The sequence below is a fragment of the Antarctobacter heliothermus genome (genome assembly GCF_002237555.1).
GTDB classification, from domain to species: Bacteria; Pseudomonadota; Alphaproteobacteria; order Rhodobacterales; family Rhodobacteraceae; genus Antarctobacter; species Antarctobacter heliothermus_B.
Map to the genome: position 1 here is coordinate 2,107,304 of NZ_CP022540.1, position 19,961 is coordinate 2,127,264.

21 protein-coding genes are annotated in these 19,961 nt (G+C 63.5%); 12 read left to right on the plus strand and 9 right to left on the minus strand.

What is annotated here, in order from left to right:
• Positions 1-10 precede the first annotated feature (10 nt).
• Positions 11-1,045, plus strand: a complete 1,035-nt coding sequence (locus tag ANTHELSMS3_RS09990; protein ID WP_094034737.1) for an NAD(P)/FAD-dependent oxidoreductase — start codon at positions 11-13, stop codon at positions 1,043-1,045.
• Positions 1,046-1,053: 8 nt separating this feature from the next.
• On the opposite strand, the gene ANTHELSMS3_RS09995 is transcribed toward ANTHELSMS3_RS09990, so the two are convergent.
• From ANTHELSMS3_RS09995 to ubiA, 6 genes are all read right to left on the minus strand, one after another.
• The gene (locus ANTHELSMS3_RS09995; RefSeq protein ID WP_094034738.1) at positions 1,054-1,542 is read right to left on the minus strand and encodes a hypothetical protein; all 489 of its coding nucleotides are present in this window, start codon (positions 1,540-1,542) and stop codon (positions 1,054-1,056) included.
• Between the two features lie 79 nt (positions 1,543-1,621).
• The gene (locus tag ANTHELSMS3_RS10000) at positions 1,622-2,065 is read right to left on the minus strand and encodes a MaoC family dehydratase (protein ID WP_094037041.1); all 444 of its coding nucleotides are present in this window, start codon (positions 2,063-2,065) and stop codon (positions 1,622-1,624) included.
• A gap of 104 nt (positions 2,066-2,169) precedes the next feature.
• On the minus strand, positions 2,170-3,042 hold the full coding sequence (locus ANTHELSMS3_RS10005) for a TIGR01459 family HAD-type hydrolase (protein ID WP_094034739.1): 873 nt from the start codon (positions 3,040-3,042) through the stop codon (positions 2,170-2,172).
• Between the two features lie 119 nt (positions 3,043-3,161).
• The gene (locus tag ANTHELSMS3_RS10010) at positions 3,162-3,488 is read right to left on the minus strand and encodes a hypothetical protein (protein WP_094034740.1); all 327 of its coding nucleotides are present in this window, start codon (positions 3,486-3,488) and stop codon (positions 3,162-3,164) included.
• Positions 3,481-5,403 (minus strand): OmpA family protein, encoded by a 1,923-nt coding sequence (locus ANTHELSMS3_RS10015; protein WP_094034741.1) that lies wholly within the window; start codon positions 5,401-5,403, stop codon positions 3,481-3,483. The genes ANTHELSMS3_RS10010 and ANTHELSMS3_RS10015 overlap by 8 nt, the downstream gene beginning before the upstream one ends.
• Before the next feature lie 60 nt (positions 5,404-5,463).
• On the minus strand, positions 5,464-6,429 hold the full coding sequence (gene ubiA, locus ANTHELSMS3_RS10020) for a 4-hydroxybenzoate octaprenyltransferase (protein ID WP_094034742.1): 966 nt from the start codon (positions 6,427-6,429) through the stop codon (positions 5,464-5,466).
• A gap of 11 nt (positions 6,430-6,440) precedes the next feature.
• On the opposite strand from ubiA, the gene ANTHELSMS3_RS10025 reads away from it, so the two are divergent.
• The 4 genes from ANTHELSMS3_RS10025 to ANTHELSMS3_RS10040 all read left to right on the plus strand — a co-directional run bounded on the left by ANTHELSMS3_RS10025 (position 6,441) and on the right by ANTHELSMS3_RS10040 (position 9,959).
• Positions 6,441-7,169: a 16S rRNA (uracil(1498)-N(3))-methyltransferase gene (locus ANTHELSMS3_RS10025; protein ID WP_094034743.1), complete on the plus strand. Its 729-nt coding sequence runs from the start codon at positions 6,441-6,443 to the stop codon at positions 7,167-7,169.
• Positions 7,170-7,259: 90 nt separating this feature from the next.
• On the plus strand, positions 7,260-8,006 hold the full coding sequence (locus ANTHELSMS3_RS10030) for an endonuclease NucS domain-containing protein (RefSeq protein WP_094034744.1): 747 nt from the start codon (positions 7,260-7,262) through the stop codon (positions 8,004-8,006).
• Entirely contained in the window at positions 8,003-8,527 is a 525-nt protein-coding gene (locus ANTHELSMS3_RS10035) for a hypothetical protein (RefSeq protein ID WP_094034745.1), read from the plus strand. Before ANTHELSMS3_RS10030 ends, ANTHELSMS3_RS10035 begins: the two co-directional genes overlap by 4 nt.
• A 61-nt stretch (positions 8,528-8,588) precedes the next feature.
• Positions 8,589-9,959, plus strand: a complete 1,371-nt coding sequence (locus ANTHELSMS3_RS10040) for a glutamate--cysteine ligase (RefSeq protein WP_094034746.1) — start codon at positions 8,589-8,591, stop codon at positions 9,957-9,959.
• 142 nt (positions 9,960-10,101) lie between these two features.
• On the opposite strand, the gene ANTHELSMS3_RS10045 is transcribed toward ANTHELSMS3_RS10040, so the two are convergent.
• The 3 genes from ANTHELSMS3_RS10045 to ANTHELSMS3_RS10055 all read right to left on the minus strand — a co-directional run bounded on the left by ANTHELSMS3_RS10045 (position 10,102) and on the right by ANTHELSMS3_RS10055 (position 12,939).
• On the minus strand, positions 10,102-11,679 hold the full coding sequence (locus ANTHELSMS3_RS10045; RefSeq protein WP_094034747.1) for a gamma-glutamyltransferase family protein: 1,578 nt from the start codon (positions 11,677-11,679) through the stop codon (positions 10,102-10,104).
• A 431-nt stretch (positions 11,680-12,110) separates the two neighbouring features.
• Positions 12,111-12,587, minus strand: a complete 477-nt coding sequence (locus ANTHELSMS3_RS10050; RefSeq protein ID WP_094034748.1) for an ATP-binding protein — start codon at positions 12,585-12,587, stop codon at positions 12,111-12,113.
• A 22-nt stretch (positions 12,588-12,609) separates the two neighbouring features.
• A complete protein-coding gene (locus ANTHELSMS3_RS10055) occupies positions 12,610-12,939 on the minus strand; it encodes an STAS domain-containing protein (protein ID WP_094034749.1) in 330 nt (109 codons plus the stop codon).
• An 87-nt stretch (positions 12,940-13,026) separates the two neighbouring features.
• On the opposite strand from ANTHELSMS3_RS10055, the gene ANTHELSMS3_RS10060 reads away from it, so the two are divergent.
• The 7 genes from ANTHELSMS3_RS10060 (at position 13,027) to ANTHELSMS3_RS10090 (ending at position 19,907) form a co-directional block, all read left to right on the plus strand.
• Positions 13,027-14,199: a thiolase family protein gene (locus tag ANTHELSMS3_RS10060; RefSeq protein WP_094037042.1), complete on the plus strand. Its 1,173-nt coding sequence runs from the start codon at positions 13,027-13,029 to the stop codon at positions 14,197-14,199.
• An 83-nt stretch (positions 14,200-14,282) separates the two neighbouring features.
• Positions 14,283-14,741 (plus strand): GAF domain-containing protein, encoded by a 459-nt coding sequence (locus tag ANTHELSMS3_RS10065; protein ID WP_094034750.1) that lies wholly within the window; start codon positions 14,283-14,285, stop codon positions 14,739-14,741.
• A gap of 78 nt (positions 14,742-14,819) precedes the next feature.
• Positions 14,820-15,389 (plus strand): helix-turn-helix domain-containing protein, encoded by a 570-nt coding sequence (locus ANTHELSMS3_RS10070; protein ID WP_094034751.1) that lies wholly within the window; start codon positions 14,820-14,822, stop codon positions 15,387-15,389.
• 126 nt (positions 15,390-15,515) lie between these two features.
• A complete protein-coding gene (locus tag ANTHELSMS3_RS10075; RefSeq protein WP_094034752.1) occupies positions 15,516-15,887 on the plus strand; it encodes a GFA family protein in 372 nt (123 codons plus the stop codon).
• A 14-nt stretch (positions 15,888-15,901) separates the two neighbouring features.
• Entirely contained in the window at positions 15,902-18,358 is a 2,457-nt protein-coding gene (locus tag ANTHELSMS3_RS10080) for a GcvT family protein (RefSeq protein ID WP_094037043.1), read from the plus strand.
• Complete coding sequence (locus ANTHELSMS3_RS10085; RefSeq protein WP_094034753.1) at positions 18,355-18,990, plus strand: LysE family translocator; 636 nt, start codon at positions 18,355-18,357, stop codon at positions 18,988-18,990. The genes ANTHELSMS3_RS10080 and ANTHELSMS3_RS10085 overlap by 4 nt, the downstream gene beginning before the upstream one ends.
• Positions 18,987-19,907, plus strand: coding sequence for a homocysteine S-methyltransferase family protein (locus ANTHELSMS3_RS10090; protein WP_094034754.1), 921 nt, complete (start codon positions 18,987-18,989; stop codon positions 19,905-19,907). Before ANTHELSMS3_RS10085 ends, ANTHELSMS3_RS10090 begins: the two co-directional genes overlap by 4 nt.
• The last annotated feature ends 54 nt before the right edge of the window (positions 19,908-19,961 follow it).

Here is a 19,961-nt window from a genome sequence, read left to right on the forward strand (position 1 = left end):
AGTGCAGGCAATGGCAAGCGTCGACGTGACAGTGCGCGGGGCAGGGATCTTTGGCCTTTCGGTGGCCTGGGCCTGCGTGCGGCGCGGCGCGCGGGTGCGCATGGTCGACCCCAACGGGCCGGGGGCCGGGTCGTCCGGGGGGATTGTCGGCGCGCTGGCCCCGCATGTGCCGGAAAACTGGAATGAGAAAAAGGCGTTCCAACTGGACAGCCTCCTGATGGCCGACGCGTATTGGGCAGAGGTTCACGACACCGGCGGTGTCAGCGCGGGCTACGCGCGCACCGGACGGTTGCAGCCCTTGGCCGACGATCACGCGGTTGCACTGGCATTGGACCGCGCTGCCGGTGCGGTGACGCTCTGGCAGGGCAGGGCGGTCTGGGAGGTCGTCGCGCAGGACGCGGCAGGCGGCTTTGCGCCCGCCTCTCCCACCGGCAAGCTCATCCATGACACGCTGACCGCCCGCATGTGCCCCCGCCGCGCCTGCTCTGCGCTGAAAGCCGCGTTAGAGGTGTCCGGAACGCAGATCGTGACAGAGGCCCCGGATGCGGGCGCGGTGGTTTGGGCGACGGGCTGGCAGGGGTTGCTGGATCTCTCAGACGACTTGGGCCGCAAGATTGGTGACGGTGTCAAAGGGCAGGCGGCGCTGTTGCGCTATTCCGCGCCAGACGCGCCGCAGCTGTTTGTCGACGGCTTGCACATCATCCCCCATGCGGATGGCTCCGTGGCGATTGGATCAACCTCAGAGCGGGAATTTGACGCCCCCACCACCACCGACGCGCAATGCGACGCCCTGATAGAGCGCGCTTATGCCGCCGTCCCCGCGCTGCACGGCGCTGCGGTGCTGGAACACTGGGCCGGGGTGCGGCCGCGTGCCCGGACCCGCGCGCCCCTGCTGGGCGCGTGGCCCGGGCGCGACGGGCATTACGTCACCAATGGCGGCTTCAAGATCGGCTTTGGCATGGCGCCGAAGATAGGCGAGGTCATGGCCGATCTGTTGCTGGACGGGTGCGATACCATCCCCGAGGGGTTCCGGCTGACCGCCTAAACAGCGGTTCAGTACACCCAGCCAACCCCCGGCTCCCACCGCAGCCCGGCGCGGGCTTTGCCATCCGACAACCCGTTGGAGTAGGGGAAATCGATGGCCGGTCGTTCGCAGGTCAGAGAGGCAATCTCTCGCCCGCCTTGGGACACGGTCACACCGCCATACATCGCGTTGGCCAGATTGTTGCCCTGATACTGCCGATCCACACCGCCATGTACCAGATAGGTATAACCGCCGTTATGGAACGCAACCTCTTCCCAGATGTCGCGCCCGACACCGGGCCAAGGACGATAGTCCAGCGTATCGTAGCGCTCGACCAGTTCCAGTTCGGGCCGCCCATGCGGACCATAGCGATAGACCGCGCCATAAGGTTCGGCGCAGACCTCCAGCTGTTTGGAGCTGCCTTCGATGCGGCACCACAAAAACGTGGTATCGGCAGAGGAACAGGCAGCGGCGGCAGGGCCAGCGGCCAACAGGATCAGGGGCAATAGGCGCAACATGGGAAAACCTCGGGGGGGAATGATGTCCCCTAGGCTACCCCGATTTGCGACCCGCGCGAAAGAGCCGGTTTTCCCGACCTCAGTCGAATTTGCGCGACGGGGCCAACACCTTGGCCTCGCCGATCAGGACCTTCTTGCCGTCCACCGCGCAATGGGTTTCCAGCGTCACCCGGCGCTTGGCATGGTCGATATCGACCACCTTGACCTCGGCATAGACCATGTCGCCGGGACGCACCGGGCCAAGAAACTTCAGCGTCTGGCCCATGTAGACCGTGCCATGCCCCGGCAGCTGTTCACCGATCACCGCAGAGATCAGCCCGGCCGTCAGCATCCCGTGGGCAATCCGCCCCTCAAAGATGGTGTCCTGCGCATAGTCATCGTCCAGATGCACCGGGTTCCGGTCGGTCGATACCTCTGCGAACATCTCGATGTCCCGATCCGTTACCTGTTTGCGCAGGGAACGGGTCATCCCCATTTCGATGTCTTCAATGCAGATCGTGCCGCGAGGCATATTGTCCAACATCCGGCCCTCCATGTGCAGGTCTCAAAGTAATAAACGCGCGCCAAGACGGCGCTTTCAGCAATTTAATTACTTCGCGACTGCAGAAAAGGCAAGCAAAATGTGCCCTAGCGCAACGTGCCGATAGAGTAGCTGGGGTTGATCATTTCTTTGCCGATATAGGCGTTTAGTGCCTCTGCCTCGGGCTGCTGCGACGTTTTGGTCTCTGCCCGCGCCAAACCGCCGGTGATGAACAGGGAATCGATGTCCTCGCCCATGGCGCCATCAATATCGGTATGCGCGCCGTCCCCGATGGCAAGGATTTCGGCATCCTGTACGCCCTTGCGGTGCTTTGCCAAACGGCGGCGGGCAAGGTCATAGATCGGCGGATAGGGCTTGCCGAAATACAGGCTCTCGCCGCCCATTTCGGTGTATAGCTTCGCCAGAGCACCGGCGCACCACTCACGTCGCTCACCCCGGTCCACAACGATATCCGGGTTGGCGCAAAGCAGCTTCAGCCCCTTTTGTTTGGCAAACAGGAACTGCGGCCGGTTCACTGCCGGATCGGCGTGCGGGTCAAACGGCCCGCAACAGACGATGCCCTCGGCCTCTTCCAGCGGAACCTGCTCAATCGTGACCGGGTCTTCGATGATGTTGAGCGGGGCAAAGAATGTCTCGTCGAATGCCTGTCCCATGAACCACACCTTTGACCCCACGGCCCCCCGGAACATCGCCGCGCGCGCGCTGTCGCCAGAGGTGGCGATATCGTCCCACGCGTCCTGCGGCACGCCAAAGCGGTCTAGTTGCTTGGCCACCTCGTGGCGAGAGCGGGGGGCATTGGTGACAAGGATCACGCAGCCGCCGCGCGCGCGGTACGCCTGTAGCGCCTCGACCGCTGACGGGATCGCGCGGATGCCGTCGTGTACGCAGCCCCACAGGTCGACGAACAGCGCCTCGTAGCGGTCTGAAATCTCGGAAAGGGATTGGATGATCTGGGTCATGGGGCGGTCCTCGTCACGCGTCTGATGACCCGGTCATCCCACATACCGCCGCCGCTGGAAAGCCCGCCGCCCACAGGCCCGAAAACTTGCCCCAAGCACGGGACCGAACGCACCCGTTATCAGGCCTGATTCATACGCTCGACGTAGACACGCATTTCCTCGGCGTCGGACCGCGCCTCGCGCAATCCATCCATCGCGGCCCCCAGCTCGGCCTCGGTCTGGGCCAACTGGTTGGTCAATTCGGCCTCACGCTGTTGCAGGTAGGTGATCGCCTGATCGCGGGTTTCTTCTGCCTCGTGCAACTCTTGGCTCATCTTTTCCAGCTGGTCCATGTCCGCCTGACTGACCCGCTTGAACCGATGTACCAGCCAATGCGCGAACCACCCCAACAGGAAAGCCACGAACAGGATGATCGCGGTTGTCACGATGAATTCGGTTCTATTCATCCGCTGTCCCTTCGCCCGCCGGGGGTATGTCCGCATCCGGATCGTCCGCCACTGCGTCCGCCGGATCCGAGTCGCCCGGATCTGCGCCCTCTTCACCCTCTTCTGCGGCGGGTTTCAAGAGCTTGAATTCGATCCGACGGTTGGCCTCGCGGCCTTCTTCGGTGTCATTGTCGGCGATGGGCAGCGCCTCGCCATAGCCTTTGACCGTGTAGGCCCGCACCGGCACCCGCCGCGCGCGCAGCGCATCCAGAACCGCCTGCGCCCGGTCGCGGCTCAATTCTTCGTTCATGATCTCGCGGCCCTGACTGTCGGTATGGCCACTGATCTCTAGAGGAATATCGCCGCATTGTTTCAACAACTCCGCCAACTCGTCCATCAACCCGTTGGCCGATGCGTCCAGCGTGGCAGAGCCGGGTTCAAAGGTGATCTTGCGATTGCCGATGATCTGAACAATCGTGGCTTCGCATTCCTCGGGCGTGGGAATAGCGGCAATCGGGTCCAGCGCCTCGACATATTCCACGTCGATCTCAAAGGCGGTGGCCTCGCCCAGTTTGGACACCAAAAGATCCGCGATCATCGTGCCCGCATCGACGTTGCCGGTCTTACCGGAAATGGTCAACATGTCCGGCGTCACCGTGACCGCCCCATGCGCCAGCAACGACAACGCCTCCAGCGCCGCAAGGGTGCGCATTGACCAGTCGTTCGGCATGCCCTCGGTCACCCGCGCGGCCGTATAGACAGAGCCAGAACTGAACAGCGCGCGCGCATAGCTGTCGGCGGTGGTGCGCGCCTGTTCCGATGCCAGCCGTCCGCGCAATTGCACGCCGCCCTCGGGGCTGAGCGTGGCAACGAATTCGGGGATGCCCTCTGGCGGGGTCTCGGGGGCCTTGGGCAGCACGGCGTTCAGGGCAAAAATCTCGGGCAGGGCGGCGTCCAGCTCACCGACGATGCGGTCAAACCGGGCCTGATTGGTGCCCTCGGTGGCGATCAGGGAAATATCGGCATTGGAAAAGGTCAGCGTGCCGCCGCCCAATTCGGCCAGCTTGGCAATGGCGATTTCGGCGGCATCGGCCCAGCGGCGCGACGGCACGCCCAGACCCAGACGGCAGGCGGCCTTGCCCTCCAGCCCGGCCTTGCCAGCGGCGTGCAGGATTCGGTCCCGCGCCGCTTCGGTGTCGGCAGAGCAGGCGTCAAACCGTGCGCCGCCGTCGTCGAGCGAAAACCGCAGGATGAAAGGAGAGATCACCGGGCGCGGTGCGGTCAGGTCCAGCGCAAGGCGCATGTCATCTGGCTTGCGCCGGGTCAGCGCGGTTTCCAGACGGCTGCGCGCCTCCGGGCTTTCGGTTGTGGCCTTGATCGACACGCGGCCTGCCTCGACCGACACCTTGGACCGGGGCAGGTCACGCAGAGAGGTCGCAGCATAATCCAGCGCCACGTCCCAGCCGTCGGGGGCGGGGAAATCGGCGCTTTCCAGCAGGTCGGTCACTTCGACCCCTTCTGCCAGACGGCTGAACCGTTCGACCAATGCGGCGCGGTCGGTGTCGGCGGGCACAAGGCCGATCACCGACACGCCCGAATCGTTGCGCAGGATCTCGACCGAAAAGCTGGGCGGCGCGTGGTCTTCGGGTTCCACGACCAGCATCTGGTCAATCACGCGGCTGGCGTCCACCACCCGGCCCGCGGCGCTCAGCGCCTGAAACCGGGTCGCCTCGTCCGGGGCGGTTCCGAACAGAAAGACCTGCAGGCCGTTGGTCTCGACCTCGGCCCATGTCAGCCCGGTGGCGTCAAGTTCCGACAGCACACCCGTCATGGAGGCGCGTTCAACCGCGCGCGCGGCAAAGTTCGCGGCAACAAGGCTCACCCCGCCCGCAGCGAGAAAGATACCACCGGTGATAATCAGTGAGGAGAGGCGCATGGGCGCTGCATTTTCCTTGTTATTTCAATTCCTGATACGCAAGCACGGGGGCCTCTGCAATCAGGCGATCAGGGCGATGGCGAAAAACAGCACAGGCAGCAGCCCCGCGTCCCGGTTCGACCTGAAAAGACTGAGCAATCGGTCGTTGTCATCCAGTTTCACCCGTCCCAACTGCCAGACCATGTGCCAGCCCATCGCCCATGGCCCCGCGATCATCACGATCAGCGCCAGCAGGTTGCCATCCGGCGCGGCCATGACAATCGCCAGCCCCATCAGCACAACCGTGGCCACAAGGAACCGCTTCAGCCACCTCGGGGTCTCATCCCCAAACAGCCGTGCGGTGGACTTTACCCCGATCAGCGCGTCGTCCTCGGTGTCCTGGTGGGCATAGATCGTGTCATAGAACAGCGTCCACGCCATCCCCGCCAGATACAACAGCACCGCCGGCCACTCCAGCTGCCCGCTGTGCGCCGTCCACGCCAGCAGCGCGCCCCAGTTGAAGGCGATGCCCAGAAACACCTGCGGCCACCATGTGAACCGCTTGGCAAAGGGATAGACCGCAACCGGCAACAGGCTCAGCACCCCCAGCACGATGGCGGCGGGCGGAAAGCTCAGCAATATGGCGAATGAGATCAGCGCCTGAACCACCGCCCACATCAGCGCCTGTTTCACCGTCACCTGCCCCGAGGGGATCGGCCGCGACGCCGTCCGCGCCACCGACCCGTCAATCCCCCGGTCGGTGATGTCGTTCCACGTACAGCCCGCGCCGCGCATCAGCACCGCGCCGATCCCGCAGCCGGCAAAGATCCACAGGTCAAACCACCTCGCCTGCCCGTCGTGGATCATCGACAACAGCAACCCCCACCAGCACGGCAGCAACAGCAGCCATGTGCCAATCGGCCGGTCCGCCCGGCTGAGCCGCAGATAGGGGCGCGTCCAAGCAGGGGCATACAAATCGACCCAGTTGCCCTGAACAGCATCCGCGACCTGACCCTCGGCCTCTGGTCTCTCTTGCGTGCCGGACATATGTTCCCCCCATGACAGTGCAGACGCCAAAAATCCGCCTCTATGTAGAGCACCCCTTGGGGCAGGAACAACAGGTCGGCCTGTCGCGGGAGCAGGCGCATTACCTGTTCGGCGTGATGCGGCTGACAGTGGGCGCACAAGTGGCCCTGTTCAACGGCACCGACGGCGAATGGCGGGCCGAGGTCGCAGAGGCCGGCAAACGCGGCGGCACCCTTGTCTGCCGCGCCCAAACCGCGCCGCAAACCCTGCCGCCCGACCTCTGGCTGTTGTTTGCCCCGATCAAAAAGGCACGCACCGATTTCATCGTCGAAAAATCGGTTGAGATGGGCGCGCGCCGCATCCTGCCCGTGCAGACCGCCTTTACGAACTCTGAACGCATCCGGCAGGACCGCCTGCAGGCCCACGCGACAGAGGCGGCCGAACAATGCGGCGCGACCTATGTGCCAGAGGTCGCTGACCTCACCCGCCTCGACCGACTGCTGGCCGACTGGCCAGAGGACCGCCAGTTGATGTTCTGCGATGAGGCCCGCGCCGGTGCCGCCACCGCCCTGCCAAATACCCCCGGCCCATGGGCCATCCTGATCGGGCCAGAGGGCGGCATTTCCGACGCGGAACGCACAAAACTGCACGCGCTGCCCTATGCCCATGCCATAGCCCTTGGCCCGCGCATCCTGCGCGCCGACACCGCCGCCGTCGCTGCCCTGACGATCTGGCAAACCACGCTTGGAGACTGGCAATGATCCGCCCCGCCAGAGGACAGTGGCGGAATGTACTGGTTGGCCCATCTAAGATGTGGAAATGCCACTAGTTTTGCATGACAGGAGTGCTTGATGCGCAACGACTTTGAAATCTGGATGGAACGCCAAGGGTATGCTGAAAATACCCGAGGCGCGCAATTGCATCGCGTCGGTAAGGTTGAGAAATGCTATGGTCCCATTGACGATCTGATTGCTTCCAACACGTTTGAGGAAGTGATTCGAGAGCTCACTTACTCGACCGAAGATGAACGCCTTGGTCGCCCCAACCCGTCTCGAATTCAATTCAATGGCAATATCAGAAACAATCTGGCCTCTTACAAAAACGCCGCGCTGCGATATGGCCGGTTTCTGGAAGAAACCGACGGGGTTCCTCTCGACGACGAAGGCGACACAGAAGCCGAATTCTCTGATCGAGTCGCTACCGCCCAACCTGAGCGCCACAAACTGGCATTGGAAAGGGACATGCAAGCTGCGCTTCGTCGGGATATTTTGTCGCTAGGCAAAGACCTGAGCATTGTCGATGACGGTGTGGAGCGGTCCGTTGCCTCTGGCTACATCGATATTCTTTGCGAAAATGAAGCAAAGGACTTTGTCGTAGTCGAGTTGAAAGCGGGACAGACTGATCCTCGAGTCATTGCGCAAATCCTTGGCTACATGGGAGACTTGCTGGAAGAAGAGCCGGCGCGATCAGTGGCCGGAATTATCGTGGCGCATGAATTCGATAGACGCACAATTGCGGCGGCGCGGGCGATCCCGAATCTCCGATTGATGAAATACCATGTGCATTTCAGTTTCTCAGAGCTTGGCATAGCGCAATGATCCGCCCCGCCGCCGCTGCCGTGATCAAACGCTGGCAAGAGGCGCTGATTGGCGTCGGTGTTGTCCTTTTGGGTCTCTATTGGGCCTTTTTGACGGGCGGTGGCCTGCTGCATTGGATCGGCTATGTGGTGATCGCACTTGGCATAGCCCTCACCGTCACCGGCATTCAGCGGGCGCGCTTTCGCACCGGCGATGATGGCCCCGGCGTGGTGCAGGTGGTCGAACGCAGGATCAGCTATTTCGGCCCACTCTCCGGCGGCATCGTCGATCTTGAGGCGCTACAGGCGCTCAGCCTTGATCCCGCCTCGAAACCGCCGGTCTGGCTGCTGATGGCACCGGGCCAGCCGCGCCTTGAAATCCCGCTGACCGCCAAGGGCGCGGATCAGCTTTTTGATGCCTTCGCCACCCTGCCGGGCATCCGCACCGAACACATGCTGCGCCAAATGCAAGAGCGCGCCGCACATACAGTTGTCATCTGGCGCGCGGCTTCTGTGCGCGATGCGGCACGTCGCTTGCATTGACACTCTGTCCGATTGGCGACAACAGATTAGGCCACAACGGCCACCAGATCCGGAGAACGACATGTCTATCCCTCAATCCGGCGGCGGGCCGATCACGTCTCAGGCGCAATTGGCCGAATATCTGGCCTCGGGCTGCAAGCCCAAGGACGATTGGCGCATTGGCACCGAGCATGAGAAATTCGGCTACTGCAAGGATTCGCTGAAACCGCTGCCCTATGACGGCGACCGATCCATCCGCGCCGTGCTCGAAGGGCTGCGCGACCGCCACAACTGGGAGCCGGTGCTGGAGGGCGGTCATATCATCGGCCTGACCAAGGACGGCGCAAACGTGTCGTTGGAACCGGGCGGGGCGCTGGAACTGTCCGGCGCACCCTTGGAAACCATCCACCAGACCTGTGATGAGGTGAACGAACATCTGGCGCAGGTCAAAGACATTGCTGACGAAATTGGCGTTGGCTTTATCGGACTGGGCGCGGCCCCGATCTGGACCCATGACCAGATGCCGCTGATGCCCAAAGGACGGTACAAGCTGATGGATGCCTACATGGACAAGGTGGGCACCACCGGCAAGCAGATGATGCGCCGCACCTGCACCGTGCAGGTGAACCTCGACTTCGGGTCAGAGGCGGACATGGTGCAGAAAATGCGCGTGGCCCTTGCCCTGTCGCCCGTGGCCACCGCGCTGTTTGCCAATTCGCCGTTCTTTGAGGGCAAGCCCGTCGGCGTGAAATCCAAGCGGATGCAGATCTGGGAAACACTGGACGATTCGCGCACCGGGATGCTGCCCTTTGTGTTCGAAGACGGCTTTGGCTTTGAACGCTGGGTCGACTACGCGCTGGATGTGCCGATGTATTTTGTCTACCGCGACGGCGTTTACGTCGATGCGCTGGGCATGTCCTTCCGCGATTTCATGGCAGGAAAACTGCCCGCGCTGCCCGGCGAAACGCCAACGCTGTCCGACTGGGCCGATCACCTGACCACCGCCTTTCCCGACGCCCGGATGAAAAAATACATCGAAATGCGCGGCGCGGACGGCGGCCCGTGGCGGCGGCTTTGCGCGCTGCCCGCTTTCTGGGTCGGGCTGATGTACGACCAGACCGCGCTGGATGCCGCGTGGGATCTGGCCAAGGGCTGGGACGCGGACACCCGCGAGGCGCTGCGCCTTGCCGCCACCCGCGACGGGCTTCAGGCGCAGGTGGGGTCGATTAAGATGCACGATCTGGCGCGCGAACTCCTGGACATCTGTGAGGCCGGCCTTGTCGCCCGCGCCCGTCCGGGGGCAGGGGGCCTAGTGCCGGATGAGACCCACTTCCTGAACGCGCTCAAGGAAAGCGTGGAGACCGGCAAGGTGCCCTCTGATGAGTTGCTGGACCATTACCACGGCGACTGGAACGGCGACCTCAGCAAGATCTACGGCCAGTATTCCTACTGACCTGACAGCGCACACAGACCCGCCCCGGACGCGGTTCGGGGCCTCCAAACCCTAACGAAACGTAAAAACGCCTCTGTAAGCCATTGATCTTACACAGGCCGCAGGCTGTCCACGCGTGGACAGCCGCCTCAATGCCCGCCCCTCAATACCCGATGGCACAGCCATCCTTGCGCGGGTCCGAGGCCCCTTCAAGCACGCCGTTCTCATGGATTTTGATTGCCTGAGCGCCCCCGATCGGCGCGCCGGGCACCTCGATCTCATGGCCCCTCTCGGCCAGTTCGGCCACGACCGCCTCATCAAAGCCCCGCTCCAGCATCAGTTTGCCCTTCTCGGCAAAACTCCGCGGCGCATCCAATGCCGCCTGCGGGTCCATCCCAAAATCGATCATATTGGTCAGCACCCGCGCGTGCCCATTGGGTTGGTACTGCCCGCCCATGACCCCAAAGGGCATGGCCACGCGCCCCTTTTCCATCAGGATCGCCGGGATGATCGTATGCATCGGCCGCTTGCCGCCACTCATCTCGTTCGGATGCCCCTCTTGCAGGGTAAAGCCCGCGCCACGGTTCTGAAACAGGATGCCAAACTTGTCCGACGCAATCCCCGAGCCAAAGCTGTTGAACACCGAATAGATCAACGACACCACCATCCGGTCGCGATCCACGACGGTGATATAGATCGTCTCACGGTGAACCTCTTCGGTCAGTGGCGCAGCCGCTGCCATCGCCCGTTTGGGATCAATCAACGCCGCCAGCCGCGCCGCCGTCTCGGGGCTTTGCAGGTGATCCAGCCGGGTCATATGATCCGCATCGGCAAGGAACCGATTGCGCGCGTCATAGGCCAGCTTGGCCGCCTCCGCCTCGATATGCACCCGATCCGCCCCCAAGGGCGCCATCGCCGCCAAATCGAAATGCGACAGGATGTTCAGCATCAGATGCGCCGTCACGCCTTGCCCATTGGGCGGCGTCTCCAACAGCTCGCGTCCCTTGTACCCCCCCGACAGCGGCGCACCGATGGTGCAGGCCGTCGTTGCGAAATCGTCCAGCGTATGTGCCCCGCCGCCAGCGTTGAGCGCGGCACACATGTCCTCGGCCACCTCGCCAGAATAGAACCCGTCGCGGCCCTGTGCCGCGATCCGGCGCAGTACCTCGGCATTGCCCGGCAGCCGAAAAATGTCGCCGACACGCGGTACGGCCCCGTCGTTCAGAAAATGTCTGCGGGCATCCCCCTGAAGCTGGGCAGAGCTTTCCATCCAGTCAAACGCCACGCGCGGCGCCACCGGCACGCCCTCGTCCATGTAGCGGATCGCCGGGGCGAGACAATCGGACAGGCCCAGCCGTCCCCATGTGTCTGACATGGTGCAGAACGCATCGACCGCGCCGGGGATCGTTACGGCAAAGGCGCTGGTGGGTGGCACGGTGTCATGCCCCGCCGCCCGCAACGCCTCGGCGCTGGCGGCCATCGGTGCGCGTCCTGATCCGTTCACGGCGATCACCTCGTCACCCCCCGCCGGAGAGACCAGCGCAAAACAATCCCCGCCCAGCCCGGTCATCGCCGGTTCCGCCAGCCCCAAAATCGTGGCCCCGGCCAGCGCCGCATCCATGGCGTTGCCGCCCCGTTGCAGGATTTCGACCGCCGCCTGCGCGGCCAACGGATGGGACGTGGCGCACAGTCCGTTCAGGGCAAAGACCGCCGATCGGCCGGGTTTGTGAAAATCGCGCATGCGCTGTCGTGCTCCCTCAATTTCCGGTCGAGCATAGAAGCGCTTCAGGTAAGGTCAATCTGAGGGGAGGGGCAAAGGCCTCGACGCCGCGCACTGGGTGGGGGCTGAAAACGCGCAACGTCGAGGGAAGCCATATGCAGCTACCCCTCTTTAGTGCGACTCGAAAGGGGCGGAAATGTGGTATGCTACGGGTGATATCGTGGCGGATCTGCGCGGTTCGAACAGGTGCGTTTCGTGCAGATGTCCAGAGCGATGTTCGGGGAAAGTAGCCTCGGCACCGTGCACTGGGTGGGGGCTGAAAACGCACGGTGCCGAGTGAAGCTATATGCAGCTACAAGACCGTTTCTGACCGGGAATGCGGGCGACATTGAGGCGCGGAGTGGGCCTTTCAGCGACAATCGGTTCAGGGTTTTAGGTACCCGGCCGGCTTGTCAGGATGACGTGCCGTGCGGCCCCTTGGGCGCCAGCGATATCGCCAGCGTCAGCAGATTGCGCCCGCCGTCGTGGCAATAGGTCAGGTCTTCGCTGAGCGACCGGATCAGAAACCAGCCAAAGCCGCCTTCGGGCAATTCCTCTACGGGCACGTCCACATTGGCGAGTGCGCCATCGGGCGCCATGCCGCTGGGCATCGGCAGACCGAAATCGGTGAACTCGACAGTCAGACGTTCATGGCCGAAACGTAGCCTGAGCAGGATGTCCCCCCCGGCGCGGTCCTGATAGGCATGCTCGACGATATTGTTGAGAACTTCTGCCACCACCAATTCCCATATGCTGTCGGGCGGCGGCGCGATTTCCTCACCCTGAAGCAGAGTGTTGATGTCCAGCAGCGAGGACTGGACATCGTCGGGGGTGCTGTCCATCCGACAGGAAATCAGAAAAGCGCCGTCGTCCAACCGCTCCGCTTGCATGATCTGTCGCTCCGGTCCGGGGTCAGATACAGGCAGCGGCTTCGACGGATGGGTGGATGGCAAAGATCGAATCCATCCGGGTCATGCGAAACACCTTGTCGACGGCAGGGCGCAGGCCAGCCAGTTCCAGCTTGCGTCCCTTCGGCAACAGCTTCATCCCGGCGACAATGGCGCCCAGCCCGCTGGAATCGATGAATTCCACCTGATGCAGATCCAACACATAGCGCGGTTTGTCGGTGCCCAGAACCTCGCGCATGCGATCCTTGAACTGGATCGCCACGGCAGCGTCGATCCGGGTGGCGTCGACGGTGATGATATCGACACCGTCCTGAAGATGCGTGGTCAGTTGCATGCGGTCCTCTTTCTTTCAGGTCGGCTGGACACTAGACGGCAATCCTTACCATTCTGTATGCAGATCCTGACAAAGGGAGACATGCACATGCAGACGGTTGTGATCACAGGGGCGGCCCGGACACCGATGGGCGGATTTCAGGGCGTGTTTGCCGAACAGCCCGCCAGCATGTTGGGCGGCGCGGCGATCCGCGCGGCGCTGGCTCAGTCCGGTGGGCCAGCGGTGGATGAACTGTTGATGGGCTGCGTTCTGGGCGCAGGTCAAGGACAGGCCCCCGCGCGTCAGGCCGGGTTCGCCGCCGGGCTGGGCGAAGAGGTCCCGGCCACCACCCTCAACAAAATGTGCGGATCGGGCATGAAGGCTGCCATGATCGCATGGGACCAACTGGCGCTGGGCACTGCCTCGACCATCGTCGCGGGCGGCATGGAATCGATGACGCAAGCGCCCTACATGCTGCCCAAGATGCGCGGCGGCGCCCGGATCGGCCACGGTCAGGTGGTGGACCACATGTTCCTCGACGGGCTGGAAGATGCCTACGACAAGGGCCGCCTGATGGGCACCTTTGCCGAAGACTGCGCTGAGGCGTTTCAGTTCACCCGTGAGGCACAGGATCAATACGCTCTTGCCTCGCTGTCGAATGCTCTGGATGCGGAACGCTCGGGCGCGTTTGCCGATGAGATCACGCCGGTCACCCTGCACATGCGCCACGGCGAAGAGGTCATCACCACCGATGAACAACCGGGCAAGGCGCGCCCGGAAAAGATCCCGATGCTGAAACCGGCCTTCCGCAAGGACGGCACGGTAACACCCGCAAATTCCTCGTCGATCTCGGACGGGGCCGCCGCACTGGTGCTGTCGACGCTGGACGCGGCGATTGCGGCGGGCGCAACCCCGCGCGCCAAAATCCTCGGCCACGCCAGCCATGCACAAGCCCCCTCATTGTTCCCCACCGCCCCGGTGCCCGCGGCCCGAAAATTGATGGAACGGATCGGCTGGAAAATCGGTGATGTGGACCTCTGGGAGGTGAATGAGGCCTTCGCTGTGGTCCCTATGGCCTTCATGAAGGAAATGGGCTTGCCGCGCGACATCGTCAACGTAAACGGCGGCGCCTGCGCACTGGGCCACCCTATCGGCGCCTCGGGCGCACGCATCATCGTCACGCTGCTGAACGCGCTGGAAAAACGCGGGCTTAAACGCGGCATCGCAGCGATCTGCATCGGCGGCGGTGAGGGCACAGCCGTAGCCATCGAACGGATCTGACACCCGTCGTTTCTTCTGTCTTTAAATATCCCGGGGGGTCCGGGGGCAGCGCCCCCGGTCCTGTCCTCGAAATAAGGCGCACCATGGCGATTGATTACGCAACCCTGACCCAGACCATCGCCGCCCTGACCGCAGGCGAAACCGACGCCGTGTCCCTGATGGCGACCGTCACCTGTGAGGTACACCATGCCGACTCCCGCTTTGACTGGACGGGGTTTTACCGCGTCGTGGGACCGGAACTGTTGAAAATCGGCCCTTATCAGGGCGGGCATGGCTGTCTGGTGATCCCCTTCTCGCGCGGCGTCTGCGGGGCTTGCGCGCGCACCGGACAGGTACAAATCGTCGCCGATGTTGAGGAATTCCCTGGCCATATCGCCTGCGCCACATCCACCCGGTCGGAACTGGTCCTGCCGGTGCGCGACGGGGCAGGGCGGCTGATCGCGGTCTTCGACATCGACAGCGACCAACCAAACGCCTTCACGCCAGAGGACGCCACTGCTTTGCAGGCCATTCTGGATGCGGTGTTTCAGAACGCGGCCTGATCATGTGAAAAAGTGCTTTGAAATTTCACGGGCTCGTGCCACCGTGAAATTCAACCGCAATTTTTCACGACTCGTCTCATGTCCCACCCGCAACCCTTGCCTACCACCCTTGGCGCCGATCTCCGGGCGCTGCGGCGCACCCGTGGGCTGACCTTGCAGCAACTGGCGGATCGGCTGGGCCGCTCCGTCGGCTGGCTCAGCCAGGTAGAGCGCGACCTGTCCGATCCGTCCATCACTGACCTGCGGCACCTCGCAAAGGCGCTGGACGTCTCTGTCTCGATGCTGGCCCGTCACGGCGCGGTGGCCGGACCAGAGGCGGGCCGGATCGTGCGGCACGGCGCGCGCCGTCCCATCGGGTCGCGGATCACCGGCCTCGTCGAAGAACTGTTGTCGCCGGATCTCACCGATGACTTTGAGATGGTGCACTCCACCTTCGAGGCCCACTCCGAGATCGGAGAGACGGTACAGCGACCGACGCAAGAGGTGGGCTATCTGATTTCGGGCAAACTGGACCTGACCATAGGCGAAGACCGCTTTACCATCTCACCCGGCGACAGTTTCCGCATTCGCGGTGAACCGTTCCGCTGGGCCAATCCCTATGACGCGGTTGCAGTGGCAATCTGGGTCATCGCCCCCCCGGTGTATTGACGTGAGCGCGGTGCTTTTGACCTATGACGTGGTGCATCGGGCGAGGGCGGAATGCCTCCGGCGGGGATATTTGAAGACAGAAGAAACAGCGGGTCTCGCGCCTTTTTTTCGACAGGAGCCAGCAGCATGACCAAGGGACAATGCCTTTGTGGCGCCATCACCTTTCAAACCAATGCCCCGCCGCAGGGGCCCAGCGTTTGCCATTGCGGCCAGTGCCGCCGGCAATCCGGTCATCTCTGGGCTTCTGCCTATGTGCCCAAGGCCGCGCTGACCATCGCAGGTTCGGTGCGCTGGTATGACAGTTCCGACACGGCCCAGCGCGGCTTTTGCCCGACCTGCGGCAGCTTTCTGTTCTGGCATGCCCATGCCGAGGACACGATGAGCTTTGCCCTTGGGGCGCTGGATGCCCCCACCGGCCTGCGTTTGGAAAAGCACATCTTTACCGCCGACAAGGGCGATTACTACGACATCGCGGACGGCGTTCCGCAGACACGTTGAAAGGAGAGGCGATCATGTCCGAGTTTCCGACACAGGCCCGCGTGGTCATTATCGGCGGCGGTGCGGTGGGGGCCTCTTGTGCCTATCACATCGCGAAAGCCGGGTGGGATGTGGTCGTGCTGGAAAAGAACGAGCTGACTGCCGGATCCACCTGGCACGCGGCGGGCAACTGCCCCTCGTTCAGCACGTCCTGGGCGGTGATGAACATGCAGCGCTATTCGCTGGATCTGTATCGCAGGCTGGCCGATGACGTCGACTATCCGATGAACTACCACGTCACCGGGTCGATCCGCCTTGGCCATTCATCGGAGCGGGTACAAGAGTTCGAACGGGCCTGTTCCATGGGGCGCTATCAGGGGCTTGATCTGGAGATGCTTGCGGTGTCGGACCTCAAGGCGCGCTATCCGTTCCTTGAGACCCATGACCTTGCCGGGGCGCTGTATGATCCCGACGACGGTGACATCGACCCGGCGCAATTGACCCAGGCATTGGCCAAGGGCGCGCGCATGGCCGGGGCGCGAATCGAACGGTTCTGCCCGGCCACCGGCGTCAGTCGGGACAGTGGCGGCTGGATCGTCCACACACACAAGGGCGACATCCGCTGCGAAAAGGTCGTCAACGCCGCGGGCTATTACGCCCAGCGGGTCGGTGAGTGGTTCAAGCCCTACGGCGGGCGCACGGTCCCCATGGCCGTCATGTCCCACCAGTATTTCCTGACCGAGGAAATTCCGGCGCTGAAAGAATGGTCCGACGCAAACGGCAAGTTGCCGCTCCTGCGCGATGTCGACAGCAGCTATTACCTGCGGCAGGAAAAGAACGGTCTCAACCTCGGCCCCTATGAGCGCAATTGCAAAGCCCACTGGATCACGCCCGACGATCCGATGCCCGAGGATTTCAGCTTTCAGCTGTACCCGGACGATCTGGAGCGGCTGGAATGGTACATCGAGGACGCGATGGCGCGGGTACCGTTGCTGGGTGAGGGTGGCGTGGGCCGAAATATCAACGGCCCGATCCCCTATGCCCCCGACGGCCTGCCGCTGATCGGACCCATGCCCGGCGTTCCCGACGCGTTTGAGGCCTGTGTCTTTACTTTCGGGATCACACAGGCGGGGGGCGCGGGCAAGGTGCTGGCCGAATGGGTGACTGAGGGCCAGACCGAATGGGACATGTGGTCGGTCGATCCGCGCCGCTACACCGACTACACCGACCCGCAGTATTGCATCGACAAGGCGGTAGAGGTCTACGGCCACGAATACGCCATGCACTTCCCGCACCACGAATGGCCCGCCGCCCGCGATCGCAAACTGTCGCCGGTGCACGACCGGATCACGGCACAAGGTGGGGTCATGGGCGCCTACAACGGGTGGGAGCGGGCAAACTGGTACGCCATGCCCGGCGACGACACCTCGGAGGAGGCGACCCACACATGGGAACGCAATGGCCCGTGGCTGGCGCGCATCCGCGAGGAATGCCTTGCGGTGCGCGACGCCGCCGGCATCCTCGATCTGCCCGGGTTCTCGCGCTACCGGCTCAAGGGTGCGGGCGCGGCAGAGTTCCTGCGTGGCCTGTGTACCGGCGGCATCCCCAAGGTCGGTCGCATCGGCCTGCTGTACTTCGCCGATGACCGGGGCCGCATCGTGACCGAAATGTCCGCCATGCGACTGGACGAGGATGACTTTTTCCTGATCACCGCAGCGGCGGCGCAATGGCATGACCTTGAGTGGCTGCAACGCCATGCCCCCGCCGACGCGGCATTCACCTTGACGGATGTGACGCGCGACTTCTCCTGCCAGATCCTGACCGGACCGAAATCCCGCGACATTCTGGCCCGCCTGACACAGGCGGACTTGTCGCAGCCTTGGCTGACCCATCAATCGGCGCCACTGGACGGCACATGGGTTCAACTGGTCCGCGTCAGCTTTGCCGGGGAATTGGGTTGGGAGGTGCACTCAAAGATAGAGGACACGCCGAAAGTCCATGACGCACTGATGGCGGCAGGCATGCCCTTGGGGATGAAACCCTTTGGCATGTACGCGCTAAATTCCCTGCGCCTCGAAAAAGGCTATCGCGCGTGGAAAGGCGATCTGTCCACCGATTACACCCTGCTTGAGGGCGGTCTGGACCGCTTCGTCAAACTCGACAAGCCGCAGGATTTCCCCGGCAAAGCGGCACTCTTGGCGGAAAAACAACAAGGGCCGAAAAAGCGGTTTGTCACCATGATCGTGGACGCAGGCGCGGCGGATGCGCCCTACATGTCGACGGTCTGGCACGATGGCGAAATCGTAGGTGAGACAACCTCGGGTGGCTGGGGGCACCGCATCGACGCCTCCATTGCGCTGGGCATGATCCGCAGCGATCTGGCGCTGCCGGGCACCGAGGTGGAGATCGACATCTTTGGCCAGAAATGCCGCGCCGTGGTGCAAGAGGACAAACCGCTCTGGGATCCGCAGAACGAAAGACTGCGCGCATGACGGTCGAGGTTTATCTGATCTATCTGGCGGCACTGGCGGCCTTCTTCGTGACGCCCCCGGACACCAGCCAGCTTTTGATCATGTCCAACAGCCTGCGGCACGGCCTGCGGCGCAGCCTGTGGACCGTGGCGGGCGATCTTGGCGCGAACGTCGTGCAGATGACGGCGGCGGGGTTTGGGCTGGTTGCGGTGATTGCGACCTCGGCCAGCGTGCTGGTCTGGGTGAAATGGGCGGGCGTGGCCTATCTGATCTGGATCGGCCTCAGCCTGATCGTGCGCGCACCCACAACGGACCGGCCGGGCGCAGCCCCGCTTGCGCGCCGCCGGGTGCTGTTCCGGCAGGGGGTCTTCACCTCCGCCGCCAACCCCTACGCGGTGGTGTTTTTCGGCGCGCTTTTCCCGCAATTCATTGATCCAGCGTCGCCCATCGTCCCGCAACTTGTTCTGCTGGGGGGCACCTATCTGCTGGTCGATGGCGTGATCCTGATCCTCTGGGGCTATGCCGCCACCCGCGTCCTGTCGGGACCGCTGCAGCTGTCCGGGCGGATGCTGAACCGTGTGTCGGGCGGGCTGATGATTGGCGCGGCGATCCTGCTGGGCAGCCGCGATCTGGCACGGGAGGCAGAGCTGTGACCGCGATAACTCTTCTCGACGGCGGTATGGGACAGGAACTGATCCAACGGTCCGGGCAACCGGCCAGCCCGCTGTGGTCGACACAGGTCGTGATCGACCGCCCCGGTCTGGTGGCCGAGGTGCACCGCGACTACGCCGATGCGGGCGCAACAGTAGCCACAACCAACACCTATGCCATCCACCGCGACCGGCTGCGCGGCGGGGCCGGCAATCACTACGCCGCCGATGGCGCGACAATCCCCGACATGCAGGACCAGTTCAACGCCCTGCACCACGCCGCGCTGGCCGAGGCGGATGCCGTGCGCGACCGCTGCCGCCTCGCCGGGTCGATTGGTCCGCTGGGGGCCAGCTACCGCGCTGATCTGCATCCCGATCTGGACACCGCGATCCCGCTCTATGCAGAGGTTGCAGGCCTCCTTGCCCCTCGCGTCGATCTGCTGATCTTCGAAACCATCGCCTCCCTCGACGCGGCGCGCGCCTGCCTCACCGCCGGACGCCAGACAGACAAACCCGTCTGGCTGGCCTTTACCGTCGATGATGAGGACGGCACCCGCCTGCGCTCTGGTGAGCCGCTGGCAGAGGCGGCGCGCATCGCGTCAGAGGCGGACGCGGCTCTGGCCAACTGCTCAGCACCCGAGGCGATGCCCGCCGCGCTGGGCGCCCTCTCTGGCTCGGGCGTGCCGCTAGGCGCTTACGCCAATGCCTTCACCATGATCACCAAGGCGTTTCTCGACGGCGGGTCCACGGCGGCCTCGCTTCAGGCGCGCCGTGACATGAGCCCCGCCATCTACGCCGAGCACGCCATGACATGGATCGACGCAGGCGCCACCATCGTCGGCGGTTGCTGCGAAACCGGGCCCGCCCATATCGCTGAAATTGCCCGCCGCCTGCGCGCCGCCGGGCATGAAATCACCTGATGTTTCTTCTCTGCGAAAATACCCCTTCTGCGCCCGCAGGGCGCTCTGACGCCC